The organism is Streptomyces sp. MK7, from assembly GCF_032658145.1.
Taxonomy (GTDB): Bacteria; Actinomycetota; Actinomycetes; order Streptomycetales; family Streptomycetaceae; genus Streptomyces; species Streptomyces spiralis.
Genome location: NZ_JAVACL010000018.1, coordinates 23,344 through 45,707, shown reverse-complemented (window position 1 = coordinate 45,707; position 22,364 = coordinate 23,344). Strand labels below are relative to the sequence as shown.

17 protein-coding genes and 2 pseudogenes are annotated in these 22,364 nt (G+C 73.5%); 14 read left to right on the top strand and 5 right to left on the bottom strand.

Features of this window, described 5'->3' with window-relative positions; all coding sequences use genetic code 11:
* The first annotated feature begins 5 nt into the window (after positions 1-5).
* The 8 genes from R2S09_RS20640 to mug all read left to right on the top strand — a co-directional run bounded on the left by R2S09_RS20640 (position 6) and on the right by mug (position 9,793).
* Positions 6-2,573 carry an ABC transporter permease gene (locus tag R2S09_RS20640; protein WP_316742528.1) on the top strand — a complete coding sequence of 856 codons (2,568 nt, stop codon included), beginning with the start codon at positions 6-8 and terminating at the stop codon, positions 2,571-2,573.
* A 46-nt stretch (positions 2,574-2,619) separates the two neighbouring features.
* Positions 2,620-3,510, top strand: coding sequence for an LLM class F420-dependent oxidoreductase (locus tag R2S09_RS20635; RefSeq protein ID WP_316742527.1), 891 nt, complete (start codon positions 2,620-2,622; stop codon positions 3,508-3,510).
* Between the two features lie 336 nt (positions 3,511-3,846).
* Positions 3,847-4,272, top strand: coding sequence for a GNAT family N-acetyltransferase (locus tag R2S09_RS20630; RefSeq protein WP_306185568.1), 426 nt, complete (start codon positions 3,847-3,849; stop codon positions 4,270-4,272).
* 159 nt (positions 4,273-4,431) lie between these two features.
* A complete protein-coding gene (locus tag R2S09_RS20625) occupies positions 4,432-5,802 on the top strand; it encodes a hemolysin family protein (RefSeq protein WP_306185570.1) in 1,371 nt (456 codons plus the stop codon).
* Entirely contained in the window at positions 5,799-6,812 is a 1,014-nt protein-coding gene (locus tag R2S09_RS20620; protein WP_316742525.1) for a hemolysin family protein, read from the top strand. The genes R2S09_RS20625 and R2S09_RS20620 overlap by 4 nt, the downstream gene beginning before the upstream one ends.
* Positions 6,813-6,936: 124 nt before the next feature.
* Positions 6,937-7,746, top strand: a complete 810-nt coding sequence (locus R2S09_RS20615) for an SGNH/GDSL hydrolase family protein (protein ID WP_306185573.1) — start codon at positions 6,937-6,939, stop codon at positions 7,744-7,746.
* Positions 7,747-7,805: 59 nt separating this feature from the next.
* Positions 7,806-9,248 (top strand): adenylosuccinate lyase, encoded by a 1,443-nt coding sequence (gene purB / locus R2S09_RS20610; RefSeq protein ID WP_316742523.1) that lies wholly within the window; start codon positions 7,806-7,808, stop codon positions 9,246-9,248.
* Complete coding sequence (gene mug / locus R2S09_RS20605; RefSeq protein ID WP_316742616.1) at positions 9,245-9,793, top strand: G/U mismatch-specific DNA glycosylase; 549 nt, start codon at positions 9,245-9,247, stop codon at positions 9,791-9,793. The genes purB and mug overlap by 4 nt, the downstream gene beginning before the upstream one ends.
* A gap of 41 nt (positions 9,794-9,834) precedes the next feature.
* Here mug and R2S09_RS20600 read toward each other — a convergent pair whose 3' ends face one another.
* Positions 9,835-10,278 carry a hypothetical protein gene (locus R2S09_RS20600; protein WP_306185577.1) on the bottom strand — a complete coding sequence of 148 codons (444 nt, stop codon included), beginning with the start codon at positions 10,276-10,278 and terminating at the stop codon, positions 9,835-9,837.
* 372 nt (positions 10,279-10,650) lie between these two features.
* Between R2S09_RS20600 and R2S09_RS20595 the strand changes: the two genes are divergently transcribed.
* A complete protein-coding gene (locus tag R2S09_RS20595; RefSeq protein ID WP_316742521.1) occupies positions 10,651-11,850 on the top strand; it encodes an ROK family transcriptional regulator in 1,200 nt (399 codons plus the stop codon).
* 61 nt (positions 11,851-11,911) lie between these two features.
* Here the strand turns inward: R2S09_RS20595 and R2S09_RS20590 are convergent, their stop codons facing one another.
* Positions 11,912-12,673: a GntR family transcriptional regulator gene (locus R2S09_RS20590; protein WP_306185581.1), complete on the bottom strand. Its 762-nt coding sequence runs from the start codon at positions 12,671-12,673 to the stop codon at positions 11,912-11,914.
* Between the two features lie 360 nt (positions 12,674-13,033).
* Positions 13,034-13,222, bottom strand: a pseudogene (locus tag R2S09_RS20585) (sigma factor); the annotation flags it as partial.
* Positions 13,223-13,405: 183 nt separating this feature from the next.
* Between R2S09_RS20585 and R2S09_RS20580 the strand changes: the two are divergent.
* Positions 13,406-14,236 (top strand): alpha/beta fold hydrolase, encoded by an 831-nt coding sequence (locus R2S09_RS20580; RefSeq protein ID WP_316742519.1) that lies wholly within the window; start codon positions 13,406-13,408, stop codon positions 14,234-14,236.
* A 45-nt stretch (positions 14,237-14,281) separates the two neighbouring features.
* Here the strand turns inward: R2S09_RS20580 and R2S09_RS20575 are convergent.
* A pseudogene (locus R2S09_RS20575) lies at positions 14,282-15,118 on the bottom strand (EamA family transporter); the annotation flags it as partial.
* A 47-nt stretch (positions 15,119-15,165) separates the two neighbouring features.
* Here R2S09_RS20575 and R2S09_RS20570 point away from each other — a divergent pair.
* The 3 genes from R2S09_RS20570 (at position 15,166) to R2S09_RS20560 (ending at position 20,387) form a co-directional block, all read left to right on the top strand.
* A complete protein-coding gene (locus R2S09_RS20570; protein WP_316742517.1) occupies positions 15,166-16,629 on the top strand; it encodes a PLP-dependent aminotransferase family protein in 1,464 nt (487 codons plus the stop codon).
* A gap of 145 nt (positions 16,630-16,774) precedes the next feature.
* On the top strand, positions 16,775-18,358 hold the full coding sequence (locus tag R2S09_RS20565; protein ID WP_316742516.1) for an alkaline phosphatase D family protein: 1,584 nt from the start codon (positions 16,775-16,777) through the stop codon (positions 18,356-18,358).
* Between the two features lie 589 nt (positions 18,359-18,947).
* Positions 18,948-20,387, top strand: a complete 1,440-nt coding sequence (locus R2S09_RS20560; RefSeq protein ID WP_316742514.1) for a GNAT family N-acetyltransferase — start codon at positions 18,948-18,950, stop codon at positions 20,385-20,387.
* Between the two features lie 175 nt (positions 20,388-20,562).
* Here R2S09_RS20560 and R2S09_RS20555 read toward each other — a convergent pair whose 3' ends face one another.
* Positions 20,563-21,786: a PLP-dependent transferase gene (locus R2S09_RS20555; protein ID WP_316742512.1), complete on the bottom strand. Its 1,224-nt coding sequence runs from the start codon at positions 21,784-21,786 to the stop codon at positions 20,563-20,565.
* A 59-nt stretch (positions 21,787-21,845) separates the two neighbouring features.
* Here R2S09_RS20555 and R2S09_RS20550 point away from each other — a divergent pair, with 59 nt between their 5' ends.
* The gene (locus tag R2S09_RS20550; protein WP_316742511.1) at positions 21,846-22,352 is read left to right on the top strand and encodes an Lrp/AsnC family transcriptional regulator; all 507 of its coding nucleotides are present in this window, start codon (positions 21,846-21,848) and stop codon (positions 22,350-22,352) included.
* Positions 22,353-22,364: the final 12 nt, after the last annotated feature.

Below are 22,364 nucleotides of genomic sequence, written 5' to 3'. Positions count from 1 at the left end.
CCCAGGTGCTCAAGGCGACACTGCGCAGCTTCCTCGCGCACAAGGGGCGGCTGCTGCTCTCGGCGCTGGCGGTCGTGCTGTCCGTGGCCTTCGTCGCGGGCAGCCTGATCTTCTCCGACACCGTCAGCCGCACCTTCGACCGGTTGTTCGCCGCGACGGCCGCCGATGTCACGGTGGCGCCGAAGCAGGACCTGAGGTCGCCGGTGCGCACGGGCGTGGTGCAGACCGTGCCCGCCGCACTCGCCCGGCGGGTGGCCCAGGTGCCGGGCGTCGCGGCGACCCAGGTGGACGCGACCGTGGAGAACGTGGTGGTGGTCGACAGCAGGAACGAACCGGTGGGCCCGACCACCGGCGCGCCCACCATCGCCCGCAACTGGGAGGTCACCGGCCGCAGCCCGGTCGAGCTGACCTCCGGTCACCCCCCGCACGGGGACGGCGAGGCACTCCTGGACGCCGACACCGCCCGGCACAAGCACGTGCGGATCGGGGATGTGCTGACGGTGCAGGCCCAGCCCGGCACGTTCCGGGTCCGGGTGGTCGGCATCGCCACGTTCACCACCACCAACCCGGGCGCGGCGCTGCTGTTCCTCGACACCCCGACCGCGCAGACCAAGCTGCTCGGCTCCGCCTCCCGTGCGACCAGCATCTCCGTCGACGCCGCCGCGGGCGTCACCGACGACCAGCTCAAGCAGCGCGTGGCCGCGGTGGTCGGCAGCGGGGCGTACGACGTGAAGACCGCCGGTGAGCAGGCCAAGTCCGCCGCCGCGAGCCTCGGCGAGTTCCTCAAGATCATCAAGTATGTGATGGTCGGCTTCGCCGGGATCGCGGTCCTCGTCGGGATCTTCCTGATCGTCAACACCTTCTCGATGCTGATCGCCCAGCGCACCCGGGAACTGGGCCTGCTGCGCGCCCTGGGCGCGGACCGGCGGCAGGTGCGGCGGTCGGTGCTGACCGAGGCGGTGCTGCTCGGTGTGGCGGCCTCCACGCTGGGGCTGGCGGCCGGTATCGGCCTCGCGGCCGGTCTCATCCGGCTCCTGGGCGTCTTCGGCATGAACCTGAGGACGACCGAGATGGTCATCGGGTGGGTGACCCCGGTCGCGGCCTACGTCGTCGGCGTCGGCGTCACGTTCGTGGCGGCCTACCTCCCGGCCCGCCGCGCCGCGGCCGTCTCCCCGATGGCGGCCCTGGTGGACGCCGAGGTGGCCGGGGTGGGGCGGCCACTGCGGGTGCGCGCGTTGGTGGGCGCGGCCGTGGGGGCGGCCGGCGCGGCGGCGCTCGCGGGCTGCGCCGCCGCGAGCAGAACGGCGACCGCCGCCTCGCTGCTGGGAGTCGGCGTCGTCCTCACGCTGATCGCGACCGTGGTCGCCGGGCCGCTGCTGGTGCGCCCGCTGATCCGGGTGCTGGGCGGGGCCTTCCCGGCGGTGTTCGGGGCGGTCGGGCGGATGAGCCAGCGCAACGCCCTGCGCAATCCCCGGCGGACCGGCGCGACCGCCGCCGCGCTGATGGTGGGGCTGGCCCTGGTCGGCGGGATGTCGGTGGCCAGCGCCTCCATGACGCGCTCCTTCGACAACCAGATCGACAAGACGCTCGGTGCCGACTACATCGTGCAGAACCGCAGCTTCCTGCCCTTCCCGCAGGAGATCACGGAGACGGTGCGCCACACGCCGGGCGCGGGCACGGTCGTACGGCAGCGGCTGGCGGCGATCGCGGTACGGCTGCCGGACGGCAAGCGGGTGGAGACGGCGGCCTCCGGTTTCGACCGGCAACTGGACGCGGTCGCCCACATCACGTACCGGGCGGGGAACACCGCGGCGGCGCTGGCCGACGGGCACCTGGCCATGGACGTCGACTTCGCCCGGAGGCACGGCGTACGGGTGGGCAGCGTGCTGCCCGCCGAGTTCCAGGGCGGGCGCCGGGGCGAGCTGACCGTGGCGGCCCTGACCGACCAGGACCAGGCCGAGGGGTTCGGCCTGCAGGGCGGGCTGTACGTCGGCATCGGCACGCTGGAGAAGTACGTGCCCGGCACCGAGGACGCGGCCGTGTTCGTGAACGCCGCCCCCGGCACCAGCGCCGGCCAGCTGCGCTCCCGGCTGGAGCGGAACCTCGCCCCGTATCCGAACGTGCAGGTCCGTGACCAGGCGGACTACAAGAAGCTGGTGCACGACCAGATCGCGGTGCTGCTCTATCTCGTCTACGCGCTGCTCGGGCTGGCCATCGTCATCGCGGTGCTCGGCGTGGTCAACACGCTCGCGCTGTCGGTGGTGGAGCGCACGCGGGAGATCGGGCTGCTGCGGGCGATCGGGCTGGCCCGGCGGCAGCTGCGGCGGATGATCCGGCTGGAGTCGGTGGTGATCGCGGTGTTCGGCGCGGTCCTGGGGCTGGGGCTGGGCCTGGTGTGGGGCGTGTGCATCCAGCGGGTCCTGGCCCTTCAGGGGATGACCGCGCTGGCGATCCCGTGGAGCACGATCGTGGCGGTCGTGATCGGCTCGGCCGTCGTGGGGATCGTGGCGGCGCTGCTGCCGGCGCTGCGCGCGTCCCGGATGAATGTGCTGACGGCGATCGCGCACGAGTGATGGAATCGCCGCAGGCGCTCAAGTCGCCCGCAGCGGAGGAGAGTTCATGACGAGTCCGTTCCGTTTCGGTGTCAACCTGCTCAGCCTCGCGCCCGCCGGGGAGTGGCGCGCCAAGTGCCGTCGGGCCGAGCAGCTCGGCTACGACGTGCTCCTCGTGCCGGACCACCTCGGCTGGCCCGCGCCCTTCCCGGCCCTGGTGGCGGCGGCCGAGGCCACCGAGCGGCCCCGGCTGGGGACGTTCGTGCTCAACGCGGGCTTCTGCAACCCGGCGCTGCTGGCCCGCGAGGTGGCGACGACGGACTCCCTGACCAACGGCCGGCTCGAACTCGGGCTGGGCACCGGCTACGTACGGGCGGAGCACGAGACGGCCGGGCTGCCGTGGGGTTCGCCGGGCGAGCGCGTCGATCACCTGCGGCACACGGTGGAGGAGCTGAAGCGACTGCTGGGCTCCGCCGAGCACGCGCCCCGGCCGGTGCAGGAGCCCGGGATTCCGCTGCTGATCGGCGCCAATGGCGACCGGATGCTGCGGCTGGCCGCCGAGCACGCGGACATCGCGGCCTTCACGGGCGCGCGATCGGTGCCGGGGAGCGCCTCCGGGCAGCTGGAGCCGCTCACGGCCGAGGAGCTCGACGAGCGGGTGGCGCTGTATCGCAAGCTCGCGGCGGCCCGCCCGGAGCCGGCCGAACTCAATCTGCTCATCCAGCTGGTGGCCGTCACCGAGGACCCCGAGCCGGTGCTCCGGCCGCTGCTGGAGCACCTGCCGCGGCTGACCATGGAGCAGGCGCTGGCGCTGCCCATCGTGCTGGTGGGCACCCTGGAGCAGATCGTCGAGCGGGTGCGGGCGCAGCGCGAGCGGTACGGCTTCACGTACCTGACCGTGCTGGAGCCGTGCATGGAGGCGTTCGCGCCGGTGATGGAGGCGCTGCGGGGCGCTTAGGGGTCCTTGCGCTATGAGCGTCCGATCAGGCCGCGTGGTCTGGCGCTGGGGGTACCTCCCACGCCTTTCGGGCAGTGGGGGAGCATCGCAAGGCGCCGGAGCGCCCTGGTAGCGGAGCTACCTGGGCGCTCCGGCAACGCGGCGAGGTGCGGTGCCAGGCCGCGCGACCCGGGCGGGCATAGTGCAAGGACCCCTTAGGCGCGCGCAGCCGCGTAGGTGCGTGTCGCCGCGTGGGTGCGTGTCGCCGCGTAGGTGCGTGTAGCCGCGTAGGCGCGCGCAGGTGTCCGGATGGCGGAATTCCGCGGCGCGCACATCGGCAGGTGATGGGATCGCCCCATGAGTGATCTGCGGATACGGGCCGCGGTGCCCGACGACCTCGATGCCGTGCTCGCTTTCTGGAAGGCGGCCGCGAAGGGCTCCAGCATCAGCGACGACCGGGACGGTGTGGAGCGGCTGATCGAGCGGGACCCCGAGGCGCTGCTGCTGGCCGAGCGGGACGGCGAGCTGGTCGGCACGGTGATCGCGGGCTTCGACGGCTGGCGCTGCCATCTGTACCGGCTCGCGGTACACCCTGCCCGGCGGCGGCAGGGCATCGGCTCGGCCCTGCTGGCCGCCGCCGAGGAGCGGTTCGTGCGGCTCGGCGGGCGGCGCGGCGACGCGATGGTGCTCACCGGCAACGAGACCGCGCACCACGCCTGGCGTGCGGCGGGCTACGCACCCGAGGAGCACTGGCGACGCTGGGTGAAGCCGCTGACGGAGTGAGACACCCAAGGCTTCTTTGCTCATCCTTTACCCTTGGAGGAGCACTCGGTCATCTATGAAAGGTTGTGAGCGTCCGCCCATGGGCGAGCCTCCCAGTACGCGGCCCCACCGCCGCGCGATCCCCCTGTTCCTGCCCGAGGATGAGAGGGGGGTGACCCGATGACCGAAGTGCTCCTGCTGTTCGTATCCGTGCTGCTGTGCGTGACCTGCGGCGCCTTCGTGGCCGCCGAGTTCTCGCTGACCACGGTCGAGCGCAGTGCCCTGGAGCGTGCGGCCGAGCGCGGTGAGCGGGGCGCTCCAGGTGCCCTCAAGGCCGTCCGGAACCTGACGTTCCAGCTCTCCGGGGCCCAGCTCGGCATCACCGTCACCAACCTGGTGGTCGGCATGCTCGCCGAGCCCTCGATCGCCGTGCTCATCGCGGGACCGCTCCAGAAGCTGGGCATATCGAGATCCACGGCGACCTCGCTGGCGCTGGTGCTGGGCACGGCACTGTCGACGGTGTTCCTGATGGTGGTCGGCGAACTGGTGCCCAAGAACTGGGCGATCTCCTCGCCGCTGGCGGTGGCCCGGCGGGTGGGCAACCCTCAGCGCTGGTTCAGCGCCGCCTTCCGCCCTTTCATCACCCATCTCAACAACACGGCGAACCGTGTGGTGCGCCGGCTCGGTGTGGAGCCCGCCGAGGAGCTCGCCTCCGCGCGCGGCCCCCAGGAGCTGGCGGCGCTGGCCCAGCACTCCGCCAAGGAGGGCGCCCTGGAGCCCGACACGGCCGAGCTGTTCGTGCGCACGCTCAACCTCGCCGACCTGACCGCGGAGAACGTGATGACGCCACGCGTCCAGGTCGTCGCCCTGGACGCGCAGGCCACCTGCGAGGACGTGGCGAATGTGACACGGGCGACCGGACTGTCCCGCTTCCCGGTCTACCGCGGCAGCCTCGACGCGGTGGTGGGCACCGCCCACGTCAAGGACGTACTGGCCGTGCCCGCCCATCGGCGGATGCGCCTGAAGGTCTCGGAGATCATGCGCGAGCCGCTGTTCGTCCCCGAGTCGCTGACCGTCGACCGGCTCCTCGACCGGCTCTCGGGCAGGCGCACGATGGCGGTCGTCATCGACGAGTACGGAGGCACGGCCGGCGTGGCCACGCTGGAGGACATCGTCGAGGAGGTCGTCGGCGAGGTCCGCGACGAACACGACCCGCACGAGACACCCGACCTCGCCCCGGCGGGCGCCGACGCGGAGGGCCGCGGCCTGTACTCGGCCGACGGCTCCGCCCGCGTCGACCAGCTGGCGCGCGTCGGACTGCGGGCCCCGGAGGGCCCGTACGAGACGCTCGCCGGTCTCGTCGCCACCGAGCTGGGCCGCATCCCGGAGACCGGCGACGTGCTGCACGTCGCCGGCTGGCGGCTGGAGGTGGTCGACTCGAGCGGACGCCGCGCCGCCCGCGTGCTGCTGCACGCGCCCCTCGACGACGAGACCGAGCCGTCCCTGCGGCACGACCGGCACCTGAGCGACCGAAAGAGGGCCGGCCGGTGACCGCCGTACAGATTCTGATCGGTCTGGCGACCCTGGTCGTCAACGCCTTCTTCGTGGGGGCCGAGTTCGCGCTGATCTCGGTGCGCCGCAGCCAGGTCGAACCGTACGCCGAGGAGGGCGACCGGCGGGCGAGGAGCGTGCTGTGGGGCCTGGAGCACGTGTCCGCGCTGCTCGCGGCGGCACAGCTCGGCATCACCCTGTGCACGCTGGTCCTCGGTGTGGTCGCCGAGCCCGCGATCGCGCATCTGCTGGAGCCGGTGTTCCACGCGGTGGGCGTGCCGGTGAGCGCGGGGCACGCGGTGTCGTTCGTGATCGCGCTGGCACTGGCGACGTATCTGCACATGCTGCTGGGCGAGATGGTGCCGAAGAACGTCGCGCTCGCCGAGCCGGTGCGCAGCGCGCTGCTGCTCGGCCCGCCGCTGGTCGCGCTGTCCCGGGCGCTGCGCCCGGTGATCTTCACGGTGAACACGTTCGCGAACGCCCTGCTCAAGCTGTTGCGGGTGGAGGCCAAGAACGAGGTCTCGGCGACCTTCACGGACCGGGAGCTGGCCGAGATCGTCAAGGACGCCAGCCAGGCCGGCCTCATCGACGACCGTGCGCAGGAGCGGCTGCACGACGCCCTGGAGCTCGGCAGCCGGCCCGTGCGCGACGTCGTGCTCCCGCTGCAGCGGGTCGTCTACGCGCGCCTCGGGGTCACCCCGGAGCAGCTGGAGCGGCTGTCGGCCGAGTCCGGGTTCTCCCGCTTCCCCGTGGTGGACGAGCAGCGCCGGATCATCGGCTATCTGCATGTGAAGGACGCGCTGGACGCCTCGCCGAGCACCGAGCCGTTCCGGCTGCGGGACATGCGTCCCATCGCCCGGGTCCGGGAGGGGACGCCGCTGGACGACGTGCTCACCGCGATGCGGGGCAGCCGCACGCATCTGGCGGCCGTGCTGGGCGCGGACGGCCGGCTGGCCGGCCTGGTGACGATGGAGGACGTGCTGCGGGAGCTGTTCGGCCAGCCGGCGTGACGGGAGCGGTTCGGTCGACCCGTGTGACACGGCTCCGAGTGCGCGAGGCGCGGAGCGGGGCCGGCCGTAGCTGAACCGACCGCTTGGTATGCGTGTGGGATCACGGGATACGATCGCTCACGCCATGCAGACGAAACCCACACACACCAGCCTGGTCGCGGTCGGCGACTCGTTCACCGAGGGCATGTCGGACCTGCTGCCCGACGGCTCCTACCGGGGCTGGGCCGACCTCCTGGCGGCACGGATGGCCGCCCGCACGCCCGGCTTCCGGTACGCCAACCTCGCCGTGCGCGGAAAGCTCATCAGGCAGATCGTCGACGAGCAGATCGAGGTCGCGGCGGCCATGCGGGCCGACGTGGTGACGCTGGTGGGCGGGCTCAACGACACCCTGCGGCCCAAGTGCGACATGGGCAGGGTGCGGGGCCTGCTGACGGAGGCCGTGGAACGGCTGGCGCCGTCGTGCGGGCAGTTGGTGCTGATGCGCAGCCCCGGCCGGCAGGGACCGGTCCTGGAGCGCTTCCGGCCGCGCATGGAGGCGCTGTACGCCTGCATCGACGAGCTCGCCGAGAAGCACGGGGCCGTGGTCGTCGACCTGTACGGCGCGCCCTCGCTGGGCGACCCGCGGCTGTGGGACGTGGACCGTCTGCACCTGACGGCCGAGGGTCACCGCCGGGTCGCGGAGGCCGTGTGGCAGGCGCTCGGCTACGAGCCCGAGGACCCCGAGTGGCGTACGCCGATGCCCGCGACCGCGCCGCCGGGCTGGATCACCCGCCGGGTCGCGGACGCCCGCTTCGCCCGGCAGCACCTGCTGCCCTGGATAGGCCGCCGCCTGACCGGCCGCTCCTCCGGCGACGGCCGCCCGCCGAAGCGGCCCGAGCTGCTGCCCTATGTGGGCGGCCTGGCGCGACCGGCGGCCGAAGCCGAGCTCTCGTAGCTTCCGACGAACACCCCCGTGGCGCTGGCCTGCATGAATCGCCAGTAGAATCGGTGCACGTGACTGCTGCGCCCGCAAAGCCCCGTATCCCGAACGTCCTCGCCGGACGCTACGCCTCCGCCGAGCTCGCCACGCTCTGGTCGCCCGAGCAGAAGGTGAGGCTGGAGCGGCAGCTCTGGCTCGCCGTGCTGCGCGCCCAGAAGGACCTCGGGATCGAGGTGCCGGACGCGGCGATCGCCGACTACGAGCGCGTCCTCGACACCGTCGACCTGGCCTCCATCGCCGAGCGCGAGAAGGTCACGCGGCACGACGTGAAGGCGCGGATCGAGGAGTTCAACGCTCTCGCCGGGCACGAGCACGTGCACAAGGGCATGACCTCCCGCGACCTGACGGAGAACGTCGAGCAGCTGCAGATCCGGCTCTCGCTGGAGCTGATGCGCGACCGCACGGTGGCCGTGCTGGCGCGCCTGGGCAAGCTGGCCGGGGAGTACGGCGAGCTGGTCATGGCCGGCCGCTCCCACAACGTGGCGGCGCAGGCCACCACCCTCGGCAAGCGGTTCGCCACCGCGGCCGACGAGCTGCTGGTGGCGTACGGACGGGTCGAGGAGCTGCTGGGCCGCTACCCGCTGCGCGGCATCAAGGGCCCGGTCGGCACCGCGCAGGACATGCTGGACCTGCTGGGCGGGGACGCGGCCAAGCTCGCCGAGCTGGAGGGGCGGATCGCGCGGCACCTGGGCTTCTCGCAGGCCTTCACCTCCGTCGGCCAGGTCTACCCGCGCTCCCTGGACTACGAGGTCGTCACCGCGCTGGTGCAGCTGGCGGCGGCCCCCTCCTCGCTGGCCAGGACGATCCGCCTGATGGCCGGGCACGAGCTGGTCACCGAGGGCTTCAAGCCGGGCCAGGTCGGCTCGTCGGCGATGCCGCACAAGATGAACACGCGGTCCTGTGAGCGCGTCAACGGCCTGATGGTGATCCTGCGCGGCTACGCCTCGATGACCGGCGAGCTGGCGGGCGACCAGTGGAACGAGGGCGACGTGTCCTGCTCGGTGGTGCGCCGAGTGGCCCTCCCGGACGCGTTCTTCGCGCTGGACGGCCTGCTGGAGACGTTCCTGACGGTGCTCGACGAGTTCGGCGCCTTCCCCGCGGTGATCGCCCGGGAGCTGGACCGCTATCTTCCGTTCCTGGCGACGACGAAGGTGCTGATGGGCGCCGTGCGGGCCGGTGTCGGCCGCGAGGTCGCCCACGAGGCGATCAAGGAGAACGCCGTCGCCACCGCACTCGCGATGCGCGAGCAGGGCGCCGAGCGCAACGAGCTGCTCGACAAGCTGGCCACGGACGACCGCCTCCCGCTCGACCGCGCGCGTCTGGAGGCCCTGATGGCCGACAAGCTGTCCTTCACCGGCGCGGCCGCCGAACAGGTCGGCACGGTCGTCGGCCGCATCGAGGAGATCGTCAAGCAGCACCCGGAGGCCGCGGCCTACACCCCGGGAGCCATCCTCTGACCCGCTTCACCCCGGCAGACCTCGAGGCCGCCCGCGACCGCCTGGTACCGGACGTGGTCGCGGACGGCCTGAGGGTGCTGTTCTGCGGTATCAATCCCGGTCTGATGACGGCCGCGACGGGACATCACTTCGCGCGGCCCGGGAACCGGTTCTGGCCGGTGCTGCACCGGTCGGGGTTCACGCCGAGGCGGCTGAACCCCTCGGAACAGGACGAACTGCTGTCGTACGGGCTCGGCATCACGAACGTGGTGGCCCGGCCCACGGCACGCGCCGACGAACTGTCGGCGGAGGAGTACCGGGAGGGCGGACGGCTGCTGGCCCTGAAGGTGGCGCGGCTGCGGCCTCGGTGGCTCGCCGTGGTCGGCGTCACCGCGTACCGGGCGGCCTTCGGCGACCGCAAGGCCCAAGTGGGGCGTCAGGAAGGGACGATCGGTGCCACACGGGTGTGGGTCCTGCCCAATCCGAGCGGGCTGAACGCGCACTGGACCGCCGAGACGATGGCGGAGGAGTTCGCACGACTGCGGGCGGCGGCGGAGACCCCCTAGTGCCGACCGGAACTCCGGGCCGGCCGGGGCCTTCCGCGCGGTCATGGCGGGTCCGTGTCGGTGACGACCGCGAGCAGCTGGAACGGCAGCTCCCTGTCCCACTGGGAGACACCGAGGGCTATCCACCGGCCCGCCTCCTGCGCCCTCCACAACCGGACGTCCGGCACATGCCCGCTCAGCGAGGCCCACGGCTCCGGCAGGTCCTCCCCCTCCACCGTCCGGTGGAGCACGCTGTAGAGGCTGAACTCCCGGGGCTGTCCCCAACGCTCCGTCAGCCGCTCCCCCAGCCCGGTGCGGTCGCACTCGTACTGCTCCTCCGTCTCCTCCCGCAGGGTGCCGTCGTCCTCCCAGAAGCCGTCGCTCGTCTCCAACTCGGCTATCGAGTAGCCGGGTCCGGCCGTGCCGACGTCCGTCCTGACCTGCTCGGCGGGGAACGCCCCGGTACACAGACGGTCGATCACGGCGAGAGCCTTCGCGATGTCCATGGCTCCCAGTAAACCCGCCGCCACTGACAATTGGCGGCGCGTCAGAACCGGGCGGTGCGGGCACCCCAGGGCGGCGTGTCGGGACCGCGGACGGCAGAGACGTGCAGAAAGGCGCGCCGGGACCACGGCCTGACGGCCAAAAGGCACACACCCGCACGCGCGGGCCCGGCGACCTCGACCGATCCAGCACAGACCCGCACACGCGGCCCGACACCAGCGACCGGGGGACCGGGTGGCGGTGCGAACCCGGGGGCCGAGCGCCGGCCGAGGCGCGCCGCGCCCGCATGGGCGCCTCGGCGTCCCGGCGCTCGCTGGTCCGGGCCGTGCCGAGTACGATCCGGCCAACACGCGCACGAGCTGGGAGGACGGACGGTGGGGCGGCTTACCGGCGGGGATCCCTCGCTGCTGCGAAGGATCAATTCCGCGGTGGTGCTGCACGCGCTGCGTGCCACGGACTGCGCGACGCTCACGGAGATCACCCGGGTGACCGGGCTGTCCCGGCCGACGGTCGAGGGCGTCGTCGAGGACCTCGTCGGTGCGGGCCTGGTCGTCGAGACGGCGGCCGAGGAGGGGGCCACCCGGCGTCAGGGACGGCCCGCACGGCGGTTCCGGTTCCGGGCCGAGGCCGGGCATCTGCTCGGCCTGGAGATCGGCGCCCACCGGGTCGCCGCTCTGCTGTCCGACCTGGACGGCCGGGTGCTCGGCGCCCAGGCGAAGGACGTGGACGAGACGGCCGACGCGGACGAGCGCCTGGAGCGGTTGCGCACCGCGGTCGCCGAGCTGCTGCGCCGTGCCGGTGTCCCGCGCAGCTCCCTGCGGGCCGTGGGGGTCGGCACACCGGGGATCGTCGAGGCGGGCGGCATCGTACGGCTGGGCACCGCGCTGCCCGGGTGGACGGGGCTGCACCTGGGCGAACGGCTGAGCCGCTCCTTCAAGTGCCCGGTGCTGGTCGAGAACGACGCCAACGCGGCGGCGGTCGCCGAGCACTGGAAGGGCGCGGCCACCGAGTCCGACGACGTGGTCTTCGTGCTGGCCGGGCTGAGCCCGGGCGCGGGTTCGCTGATCGGTGGCCGGCTGCACCGCGGGTTCGGCGGCGCGGCCGGTGAGATCGGCGCGTTGCACCTGCTGGGCCGCGAGGAGACCCCGGAGACGCTGCTGTCGACCACGGACCAGCCCCTGCACCCGCTGGACGAGCGGGCGGTGGCGGCGGTGTTCGCGCTGGCCCGCGAGGGCGACCGGCGGGCCCTGGAGGCCGTGGACCGCTTCATCCAGCGGCTCGTCCACGACGTGGCGGCGCTGGTGCTGGCGCTGGATCCGGAGCTGGTGGTCATCGGCGGCTGGGCGGCCGGTCTGGACGGTGTCCTGGAGCCGCTGCGCCGCGAGCTGGCGCGCTACTGCCTGCGGACGCCGGAGGTCACCCTGTCGATGCTCGGCGAGGCGGCCGTGGCGACGGGCGCCCTGCGGCTCGCCCTCGACCACGTGGAGGAGCAGTTGTTCGCGGTGGAGGGCACGGTGACGACCCGCCGCCGAGCTTGGCACCGTGACGGCCCGCCGCCGAGCTTGGCACTGTGACGGCCCGCCGCCGAGCGCCGCCCCCAAGGCGCCCGGCGCGGCGGTTCTCAGCCGGCGATGGTCACGAGGCGCGGCGCTCCGGACCGTGGTCGATCTCCACTCCGCCGGAGTCCTTGAAGGTCAGCCGGCAGGTGTCGGCGCGGTAGGTGGCCACGGAGAGGGCGGCGGTGCGGCCCCCGGCGAGGAAGCGCGTCGTGACGACGAGGACGGGCGCGCCGGGCAGCCGGTCCAGCTCCTTGGCGTCGTCCGCGCGGGCGGAGCCGAGTTCGACGGCGCGGTCCTGGCCCTCCAGGTCCAGGTGGTGCAGCTCGCGCAGCACGGCACGCGCGCGTGCCGGGCCGGACGGCGCGTCGATCGCGGTCAGATCGGGCACCGACGACGCCGGGATGTACAGCAGCTCGGCCGCGACCGGCTGGCCGTGGCTCATCCGGGAGCGGCGCACGGTGTGCACGGGCTCGTCGCGGCCGGTCTCCAGGGCGTCGGCGACGGCCGCCGGCGGCACCGCCTCCGCGCAGTCCACGGGGTGCCACGCGTCACCGGCCGCGCCCGGCCAGGCCTGTTCCTCGGTGCCGACGGCCACTCCCACGCGCGGCGGCGCGACGGTCGTGCCGACACCGCGGCGGCGCTGCAGCCGGCCCTCGAGCTCCAGCTGTTCCAGGGCCTGGCGGAGCGTGGCCCGGGCGACGCCGAAGCGGGCGGCCAGTTCCCGCTCGTTGGGCAGGATCTCGCCGACCGAGAACTCGGAGTCCAGTGCCTCACTGAGCACGGTCTTCAGGTGCCAGTACTTCGGCTCCGGCACCGATTCCAGCTGCGTGGTCCCCACCCTGTCCTCCGCGATCGCCCTGGTCCGGCGGCTTTTAGCGCCCTTGTTTATTAAAGGTTGTTGTACTTATCTGCGACCATAGGGCCGCCCCCACCCTTGGTCAATACCAATCCTCGGCCGGGTGCCGACGCACGGCCGGCGCGCCGCACAGGGTTCACACGGCGTTCGCACAGGCGTGCGTGGGTGGCAACGGTGACATCACGGCGAAGCCCCAGCCGTACGGGCGGGCGCTTCCGCGTGGGTGATCGCGGCCGGGTGCCTCAGGCGGCGGCCAGGAGCCGGAGCTTGTCCGGGTTGCGGATGATGTAGACGGCATGGATGTGCCCGCCGGCGACGTCCACCTGGAGGACGCTGTCGGGCCTGCGTGGTCACGCGCACGAGGCAGGCCCGTGGCTCTCGCACCGCGGCCCGGTCGGCACCGGACCAGCGCAGCCAGGCCTCCTGGACCACGTCCTCCGCGTCCGCCACCCGCCCGAGCATGCGGTAGGCCACGCCCATGAGGGCGGGACGGTGCTCTTCGAAGAGGTCTGTCTCCGTTTCGGTGGTCACCGCACCCATCCCGGCCGACACGCGTGGCCGCGTCCAGACGGACACCGTGTGCGGGGCGACGCTGCCCGACGGGCCGCCCAGGACGGCGGCGAGAAAGGCTCCTCCCGGGGCTACCGGTCGGTAGCAATTGCTGACAAGCTGTCTACCCGGCGTCGCCGACGATTCACCCACCGAGGAGCCCCCATGGCCGCCACCGTCTCCTTCGAGGTCCCCTCCCCGCACGGCCCGCGGACCGTGACCCTGTCCTACGCGCGCGTGGGCAGCGGCGAGCCGCTGCTCCTGCTGCACGGCATCGGTCACCACCGGCAGGCCTGGGACCCGGTGGTCCACCTCCTGGCGGCCGAACGCGACGTGATCAGCGTGGACCTGCCCGGTTTCGGCGCCTCTCCGGCCCTGCCCGAGGGGCTGCGTCACGACCTGCCGACGATGAACGCCGCGCTGGGCGCGCTGTGCGAGGCCCTGGAGATCGACCGCCCCCATGTGGCCGGCAACTCCCTGGGCGGCCTGCTGGCCCTGGAGCTGGGCCGCGAGAAGCTCGTACGGTCCGTCACGGCCCTCTCCCCGGCCGGCTTCTGGACGCAGGCCGAGCGGCGCTACGCCTTCGGTGTGCTGCGGGCGATGCGCGCCACCGCGCGGCGCACACCGCTGCCGCTGGTCGAACAGCTGGCGCGGACGACTGCCGGGCGTACGGTCCTGACGAGCACCATCTACGCGCGGCCCGGCCGTCGTTCACCCGAGGCCGTGGTCGCCGAGACGCTCGCCCTGGCGCAGGCCACCGGCTTCGAGCAGACCCTGCGCGCGGGCGTCGGCGTCCAGTTCACCGACGACGTCACCGGGATACCGGTGACCGTGGCCTGGGGCACCAAGGACCGGCTGCTGGTCCGCCGGCAGGGAGTGCGCGCCAAGCGGATGATCCCGCGCGCCCGGCTGGTGCGGCTGCCCGGCTGCGGACACGTCCCGATGAACGACGACCCGGCGCTCGTCGCACGCGTACTCCTCGACGGCAGCCGCTGACCGCCGACCGGCACGCTCCAACGCCCCCGAGCCCAGGGCGACTCCCGTGCCCACCAGGGCGCTGCCGACGGCTTGGGCGACCCCGTAGGAGCCGGTGCCGACGAGCGGCGCGGTGCAGGCGGCCGCGACCGGGATCAGCCCGGAGAAGAGCGTGGCGCGCTCGGCGCCGATCCGCTGCATGCCCATGTACCAGCACACGAAGCCGACGACGGTGACGACCGCGGCCTGCCACAGCAGCGCGACGGCCTCGCCCGTGCCGGGACGCCGGAGCCAGGCGGCGCCGTCGAGGCAGATCCCCGCGACCGCCGCCTCCAGGGACGCGACACCGCACACCACGGCGGACAGCAGCCGCGGCCCGAGCGGGCGCAGCACGGGGGTGGCGAGGACCGCGAAGCCGACCTCACCGGCCAGCGCGCACGCGGAGAAGGCGATGCCGGTGCCGTCGGTGCGGCCCCAGCCCTGCACGGTGAACGCCCCGGCGGCCACCAGCCACGCCCCGTACAGGACGACCCGTCGCGGCCGCCGCCCGTCCAGGAGCGGCACGAGGACCGCCACGACCACGGGGGCACAGCCGACGAAGACCCCCGGCACCGCCGGTTCCGCGGTGCGCTCGGCGGCCAGCACCGCCAGGTTGAAGCCGACCATGCCCACCGCCGCGAGCAGCGCGAGCCGGACCCACTGCCGAGGGCCCAGCCGGCGCAGCCGCCCGGCCGAGCCCCGCCGGGCCAGGGGCAGGAGCAGCAGACAGGCCAGTCCGTAGCGCAGGAACTGGCCGCCGGCGTACGGGTAGTGGCCGAGGACGCTGTTGGCGGTGAAGGACCCTCCGACGAGGACACAGGCGAGCGCGGCGAGCAGCGCGCCGCGCGAGGCGGTGGCGTTCATGCCGGCGACGCTACGGAGCACGGCGGCCCGTTTTAAGGTCCATTTCCATGACGTCATCGGGGACCAATCCGGGCGGGACGGCCGGCTCCGCCGCCTGGGAACTGCTGCTGCCGGCCGCGTCCGCACCGGCACGCGCGCGTGGCCGCTCGCTGCAGGCCGCACTGCGTGAGGCCGTCCGTTCGGGCCGGCTGGCTCCGGGCACCCGGCTGCCCTCCAGCCGGGACCTCGCGGCGGACCTCGGCGTGTCGCGGGGGCTGATCACGGAGGCGTACGAACAGCTGGTGACGGAGGGTTATCTGCGCAGCGGGCGGGGCGCGGGGACATGGGTGGGCGGCGCCGTGCGGGCGGCGCACCCGCGCGCGCGGGACCTCGCCCCCCGCTCCCCCGGTGCCCGTGTGGGCTTCGTGCCGGGCACACCCGACCTGTCGCTGTTCCCGCGGGCCGCCTGGTCGGCCGCGCACCGCTCCGTGCTCGCCGACCTCCCGCACCACGACCTCGGCTATCCCGACCCGCGCGGGCTGCCCCGGCTGCGTACCGCGCTGGCCGAACTGCTCGCCCGCCGCCGGGGCGTGGTCGCGGACCCGGAGCGGATCGTGGTCGTCTCCGGGGTGACGCAGGCGACGACGCTGCTCGGTTTCGTGCTGCACGCGCGCGGGATACGCACCGTCGGCGTGGAAGACCCGGGCAGCCCCCAGCACAGCGCCCTGTACGCGTCGGCCGGCATCGGCACCGTTCCGCTTCCGCTGGACGCCGAGGGCCCGGACCTCGGGCCGCTGCGCCGGTCCGGTGTACGGGCCGTGGTGACCACGCCGGCCCACCAGTTTCCGACCGGCATCGCCTGCTCCGCCCGCCGGCGCGCCGAACTGCTGGACTGGGCACGGTCGGTGGACGGGGTCGTCCTCGAGGACGACTACGACGGCGACTTCCGCTACGACCGCGCCCCCGTGGGCGCCCTCCAGGGCCTCGACCCGGAGCACGTGGTCTACGCGGGGTCGGTCAGCAAGTCCCTCGCCCCAGGGCTCCGGCTGGGCTGGATGATCGTGCCCGACTCGCTGGCCGACGACGTCGTCGAGCGCAAGCGGACCATGGACCTCGGTCATCCGACCGTCGAACAGGCGTTGTTCGCGCACTTCGTCGAACGGGGCGACTACGACCGGCAACTGCGCCGCTGCCAGCGCGCCTACCGGGAACGCCGGGACGCGCTCGTCGCCGCCCTTCGGGAGCACTTCCCCGGTGCCCGGCTGTCCGGGATCGCCGCGGGCCTGCACCTGATCGCCGACCTGCCGGGACGGTACGGACCGCAGGACCGGTTCCTCGCGCGCGCGGGCGCGGCCGGGGTCGCGGTGCGCACGCTGGCGGCGTACACGCACGCGCGTGCCGGCGGCCGGGCCGTGGAGGACGCCACGGAGGCGGCGGGCGGCGGCGTACGGCTGGTCCTGGGGTACGCGCACCTGTCGCCGGCGCGGATCTACGAGGGCGTACGGCTGATGCGGGAGGCGGTCGGCGGGTGAGCGTCCCCCGTGCCGGCGGCCGTGCGTGCGGCGGTTCCGTTGCGGTGGCGGGCGGTTGTTCACTCGCGGTTTCCGTGCGCGCCGCACCGCACCAGTAGGTGTGGCACCGAACACTGGCCGGATCCCGTCCCCTGGAGGCGTATCCATGTCCCACCGTCCGTTCCCCGGCCGCCGCGGCGTCCTGCGCGGCTCGCTGGCCGCGTCGGCGGCCCTGACCCTGCCCGGCGCGCTCGGCGCGGCGCCGGCGCTCGCCCTGTCCGGCCGCCCCCGGGCGGACTGGGGCGTGCAGGCGGGAGACGTGACCTCCGACTCGGGTCTGGTGTGGGTGCGCGCGGACCGCCCGGCCCGGATGATCGTCGAGACCTCCGCGACCGAGTCGTTCCGCGCCCCGCGCAAATGGCACGGCCCGCTGCTCGGCGCGGACACCGACTTCACGGGCACGGCCCGGTTGCACGGGCTGCCCGCGGGCGAGCAGATCCACTACCGCGCGGTCCTCGCCGACCCGGACGACCCGCGCCGCACCGGCGAGCCGGCGTACGGCACCTTCCGCACGGCGGCCGCGCGCCGCCGTCAGGGCGTGCGGTTCGTCTGGTCCGGCGACCTGGCCGGTCAGGGCTGGGGCATCAACGAGTCGATCGGCGGCTACCGGATCTTCGACGCCATGGCGAAGCTGGACCCGGACTTCTTCCTGTGCAGCGGCGACAACATCTACGCCGACGGCCCCATCCAGGCCACCGCCAAGCTCCCGGACGGCAGCCTCTACCACAACGTCACCACCGAGGAGAAGTCGCACGTCGCCGTCTCCCTGGCCGACTACCGGGGCAACTTCCGCTACAACCTGCTCGACGCGGCGCTGCGCCGGTTCAACGCGCAGGTGCCGAACATCGTCCAGTGGGACGACCACGAGGTCCGCAACAACTGGTATCCGGGCGAGGTCATCGGCACCGGCACCCCCTACCCGGCCGGCACGAAGCTCGACGATCTGGCGCTGCGCGCCCGCCGGGCGTTCTCCGAGTACTTCCCCATCTCCACGATCAGCGGCCGCCCGGACGGGCGGATCTACCGGGTCCACCACCACGGTCCGCTGCTCGACGTGTTCGTGCTCGACATGCGTACCTACCGCAACGCCAACTCCCCCGACGACCAGACGACCGACCCGCAGGGCATCCTCGGCCGTGAGCAACTGGAGTGGCTCAAGCGGGAGCTGACCCGGTCCCGGGCGGTGTGGAAGGTCATCGCCGCCGACATGCCGCTCGGCCTGGTCGTGCCCGACGGCGTCGAGGGCAGGCCGAACTTCGAGGCCGTCGCCCAGGACGACCCCGGCGCGCCGCTCGGCCGGGAGCTGCAGATCGCCGAGCTGCTGCGGTTCGTCAAGCACCGCCGGATCACCGGCACGGTGTGGCTGACGGCGGACGTCCACCACACCTCGGCCCAGCACTACGACCCGTCACGGGCGGCCTTCAAGGACTTCGAGCCGTTCTGGGAGTTCGTCTCCGGTCCGCTCAACGCGGGCGCCTTCCCGGCCAGCGCGCTCGACGGGACGTTCGGCCCGGACCGGGTGTTCGTCAAGGCGCCGACCGCGTCCAACGTCTCGCCCGCCGAGGGCTACCAGTTCTTCGGCGAGGTCGACATCGACGGCGACAGCGGCGAGCTGACGGTCCGGCTGCGCGAGCAGGACGGCAGCGTGCTCTTCACCCAGGTGCTCCAGCCGGGCCGGGTCGGGCAGTAATTCCCGTAGGCTCTTCGTCCGTGCCGCGCTCCGGCGTCATCCCCCGGGGCGCGGCCCGGTCCCCGAGCGGGCCTCCAACCGGCCCCGAGAACAGCGTTTGCGCGGATCACGGTGACTGTCAGTGGCCGCCCCCACGGTCTTTCCCAAGCTGTTCCCGGTCTCACGCGGGCAGTTGGACGCCTCCCGGCCCTGCTCAGCCGCGCGCTGCCGGTCCTGCCGGCCGATCTCGCGACCGACGGCCCCACCGGACCGATACGCGGGCCGGGGATCTACCGGCGGTCGCGGCCGATTGCGACGAGCAGTCGGGGGCACGGGGCGAGCTGCCCCAGCCGGCGCGCACGGCGGACCGGCGCGGCACCTCGCGTCCGGTCAGGGAGGCCCGCCGGCTGCGCGGCGCGCTCATGCCGGTGGAGGTGGGCGCATGACATGACGTGCGCCGTCGGCCGGTCCCCTCACGGCGGCGGCCGGCAGGAACACCACACCAATTGAATCAGCGACAAAAGGTGCGAATCATCGCTTTACCCGGACGACACGGAGCGTTCGCGATCGCGCAACACCTGTCCTCCACAGTGGTTGCATGACTCGAGACATGTCTGATGTGACGCGGAGAAGGCATGGCCGCCCGGTGCACCACTGGCGGCGGGACGTGGTGGAACTGGCCGCGCTGTTCACGGCCGTCGCGGTGGCGGACGGCGTGGCGAACCTGATCGGTCACGGGCCCGACGGACCGGCCCTGTTGCTGATCTCGGCGCTGGCGCTGCTCGCGACGGCGACGTTCCACACCTGGTGGGCACGGCGCCACGGGCACGCGCCCCCGGCGGACGATACCGGTGCCCGGCCGCTCGCCTCCGAAGGGCGGCAGGCCGGGCCCTCCGGCGCCTGTGCGGTGGAGCGGGACGAGGTTCCGACGGTGAGCGCGCTGTGGCGGATGCGGACGACGGTGCGGGACGAGCCGGGGTCGCTGGCCGCGCTCTGTGCGGCGCTGGCCGCCCGGCAGGTGGACATCCTGAGCCTGCAGACGCATCCGCTGGCCGAGGGCACGGTGGACGAGTTCCTGCTGCGCGCCCCGGGCCGGACCGAGGCGTCGCAGATCACCCGGGCGGTCGCGTCCGCGGGCGGCGCGGACACCTGGATCGAGCGGGCCGACACGCACGACCTGGTGGACGCGCCGACGCGGGTCCTGGGCCTGGCCACCCGTACCGCGCTGGACGCGGCGGAACTCCCGCTGGCTCTGCGGCAGTTGCTGGGCCGGTGCACCATCCGTTCGCTGCCGGCCCGGCCGGCGGGCGGCGACCGGGGTCCCGAGGAGGTCCCGGCCGAGGGGGTGCTGGAGGACACGGTGCTGCGGCTGCGGGCGCCGGAAGGCGGAGTGATCACCGTGGAGCGGCCGTATCTGCCCTTCACGCCGACCGAGTTCGCACGGGCCCGCGCGCTGGTGGAACTGGACTCCCGGCTCGGACCGCGCATCCCGCGCAGCCAGGACGTGCTGACGCTGCCCGAGGGCGAGGCGATCACCGTGCGCCGGGCCGACACGAGCGATCTCAGGGCCGCCCGGCAGATGCACGAGCGATGCTCGGCGCGGACGCTCGGCCTGCGCTACCACGGGCCGGTCCGTGACGCCGACCGCTATCTGAACCACCTGCTCAGCCCGCGCTTCGGGCGCACGCTCGCCGCACAGACCGCGTCGGGGCGGATCATCGGCCTCGGCCATCTGCTGTGGGACGGCGACGAGACCGAGGTCGCGCTCCTGGTCGAGGACGACTGGCAGCGGCGCGGCATCGGCGCCGAGCTGCTGGGCCGGCTGGTGGGCATGGCCGTGGAGGCGGGCTGCGCGAGCGTGTACGCCGTGACGCAGGCGTCGAACACCGGGATGGTCGCCGCCATGCGCGGCCTGGGCCTGCCGCTGGACTACCAGATCGAGGAGGGCACCCTGGTGATCACCGCCCGCCTGGACACCGCCCCGGCGTCCTGCCGGTTGCCGTACGCCGGCCGGCGGGAGAAGTACGACGGCCCCGCCCTGCGCGACTGACCCCGCACGCCCGACCCCGAGCCACCGGCCGGCACCACTGGTCCCGGCCGGGTGGTGTGCAGGTGTGCGGTCGGCTCATCGCGCCGGACGGCGTACGGTGTGCGGTCAGCTCATCGCTCCGGGCGGCGTACGGTGTGCGGTCAGCTCATCGCTCCGGGCGGCGTACGGTGTGCGGTCAGCTCATCGCCTCGTGCAGCCCCTTCACCTCGGGCGACTCCGGCCGCGGTTCCTGCAGGGCCGCGTCCAGGTCGGCCCACAGGTCCTCGACGTCCTCCAGGCCGACCGACATGCGCAGCAGCCGGTCGCTGACACCGGCGCCGCGCCGGTCCTCGGCGTCCACGATGCGGTGGCTGATGGAGGCCGGGTGCTGGATCAGCGTGTCGACGCTGCCGAGGCTGACGGCCGGAGTGATCAGACGCACGCCTCCGATGACCGCGTGCGGGTCGCCGTGCACCTCGAAGGCGACCATCGCGCCGCCGATGCGCGGATAGTGCACACGGGCCACGCGCGGGTCGGCGGCCAGCCGGGCCGCCAGGTCCGCGGCGGTCGCGGAGGCGGCCCGCACCCGCACCGGCAGCGTGGACAGGCCGCGCAGCAGCAGATACCCCGCGAGCGGGTGCAGGACACCGCCGGTGGCGAAGCGCACCTGCCGCAGCCGCCCGGCGAGTTCCTCGTCGCACGCCACCACGCCGGCCATGACGTCCCCGTGCCCCCCGAGGTACTTGGTGGCACTGTGCAGCACCAGCCGGGCACCCTGCTCGGCCGGGCGCTGGAGCACGGGCGTGGCGAAGGTGTTGTCGGCCAGCAGCGGCGCCGAGCCGCAGGCGTGGGCGACGGCCCGCAGATCCACCTCGGCCAGCGTCGGGTTGGCCGGGGACTCCACCATCACCAGCCCGGTGTCCGGGCGCAGCGCGTCGGCGATGCCCGCCGGGTCGGTCCAGGTCACCTCGGTGCCCAGCAGCCCGGCGGTGAGCAGGTGGTCGCTGCAGCCGTACAGGGGGCGTACGGCCACGACGTGGCGCAGGCCCATGGCGGACCGGACGAGGAGGACGGCGCTGAGCGCGGCCATGCCGCTGGCGAACGCGACCGCAGCCTCGGTGCCCTCCAGCCGGGCCAGGGCGGTCTCGAAGCGGGCGACGGTCGGGTTGCCGAGCCGCCCGTAGACGGGCGGGCCGTCGAGTTCGGCGCCGTCGCCGGCGAAGGCGTCGATGCGGGCGGCCTCGGCCCGGCTGTCGTAGGAGGGATAGGTGGTGGACAGGTCGATCGGCGGGGCGTGCAGTCCCTGGCGGGCGAGGTCGTCCCGGCCGGCGTGCACGGCCTCGGTGGCCAGTGCTCTGGGTGCGGTGGTGCGTACGTCGTCGTACGCGGTGGTGCGCGCGGAGTCGAAGGGCGTGTCCATGGCCGAAGGGTGAACAACGATCGAGGATCTGGCCGTGAACTCCGTGTAACGTTCGGCGTATGGCTGATACCGTCGAACTGGACGCGGTGGATCTCCATCTGCTGCGGCTGTTGCAGAACGACGCCCGGATCACCTACCGGGATCTCGCCGCACAGGTCGGGGTGGCGCCGTCGACCTGCCTGGACCGGGTGACCCGGCTGCGCCGCTCGGGCGTCATCCTCGGCCATCGCCTCCGGCTCGACCCCGCCAAGCTGGGCCGGGGCCTTCAGGCACTGCTGTCGGTGCAGGTCAGGCCGCACCGGCGGGAGTTGGTGGGCCCGTTCGTGGAGCGGATCCGGGCCCTGCCGGAGTCCCTGTCCGTGTTCCATCTGACCGGGCCGGACGACTACCTCGTCCATGTCGCGGTCGCGGACATGGCGGATCTGCAGCGACTGGTGCTGGACGAGTTCACGGCACGGCGGGAGGTGGCCCGGGTGGAGACCCGGCTGATCTTCCAGCAGTGGGACTGCGGGCCCCTGCTGCCGCCGGGCGCGGACACGACACCGGAGGCCGGTAAACCGGGCTGACGCGAGGCGCCT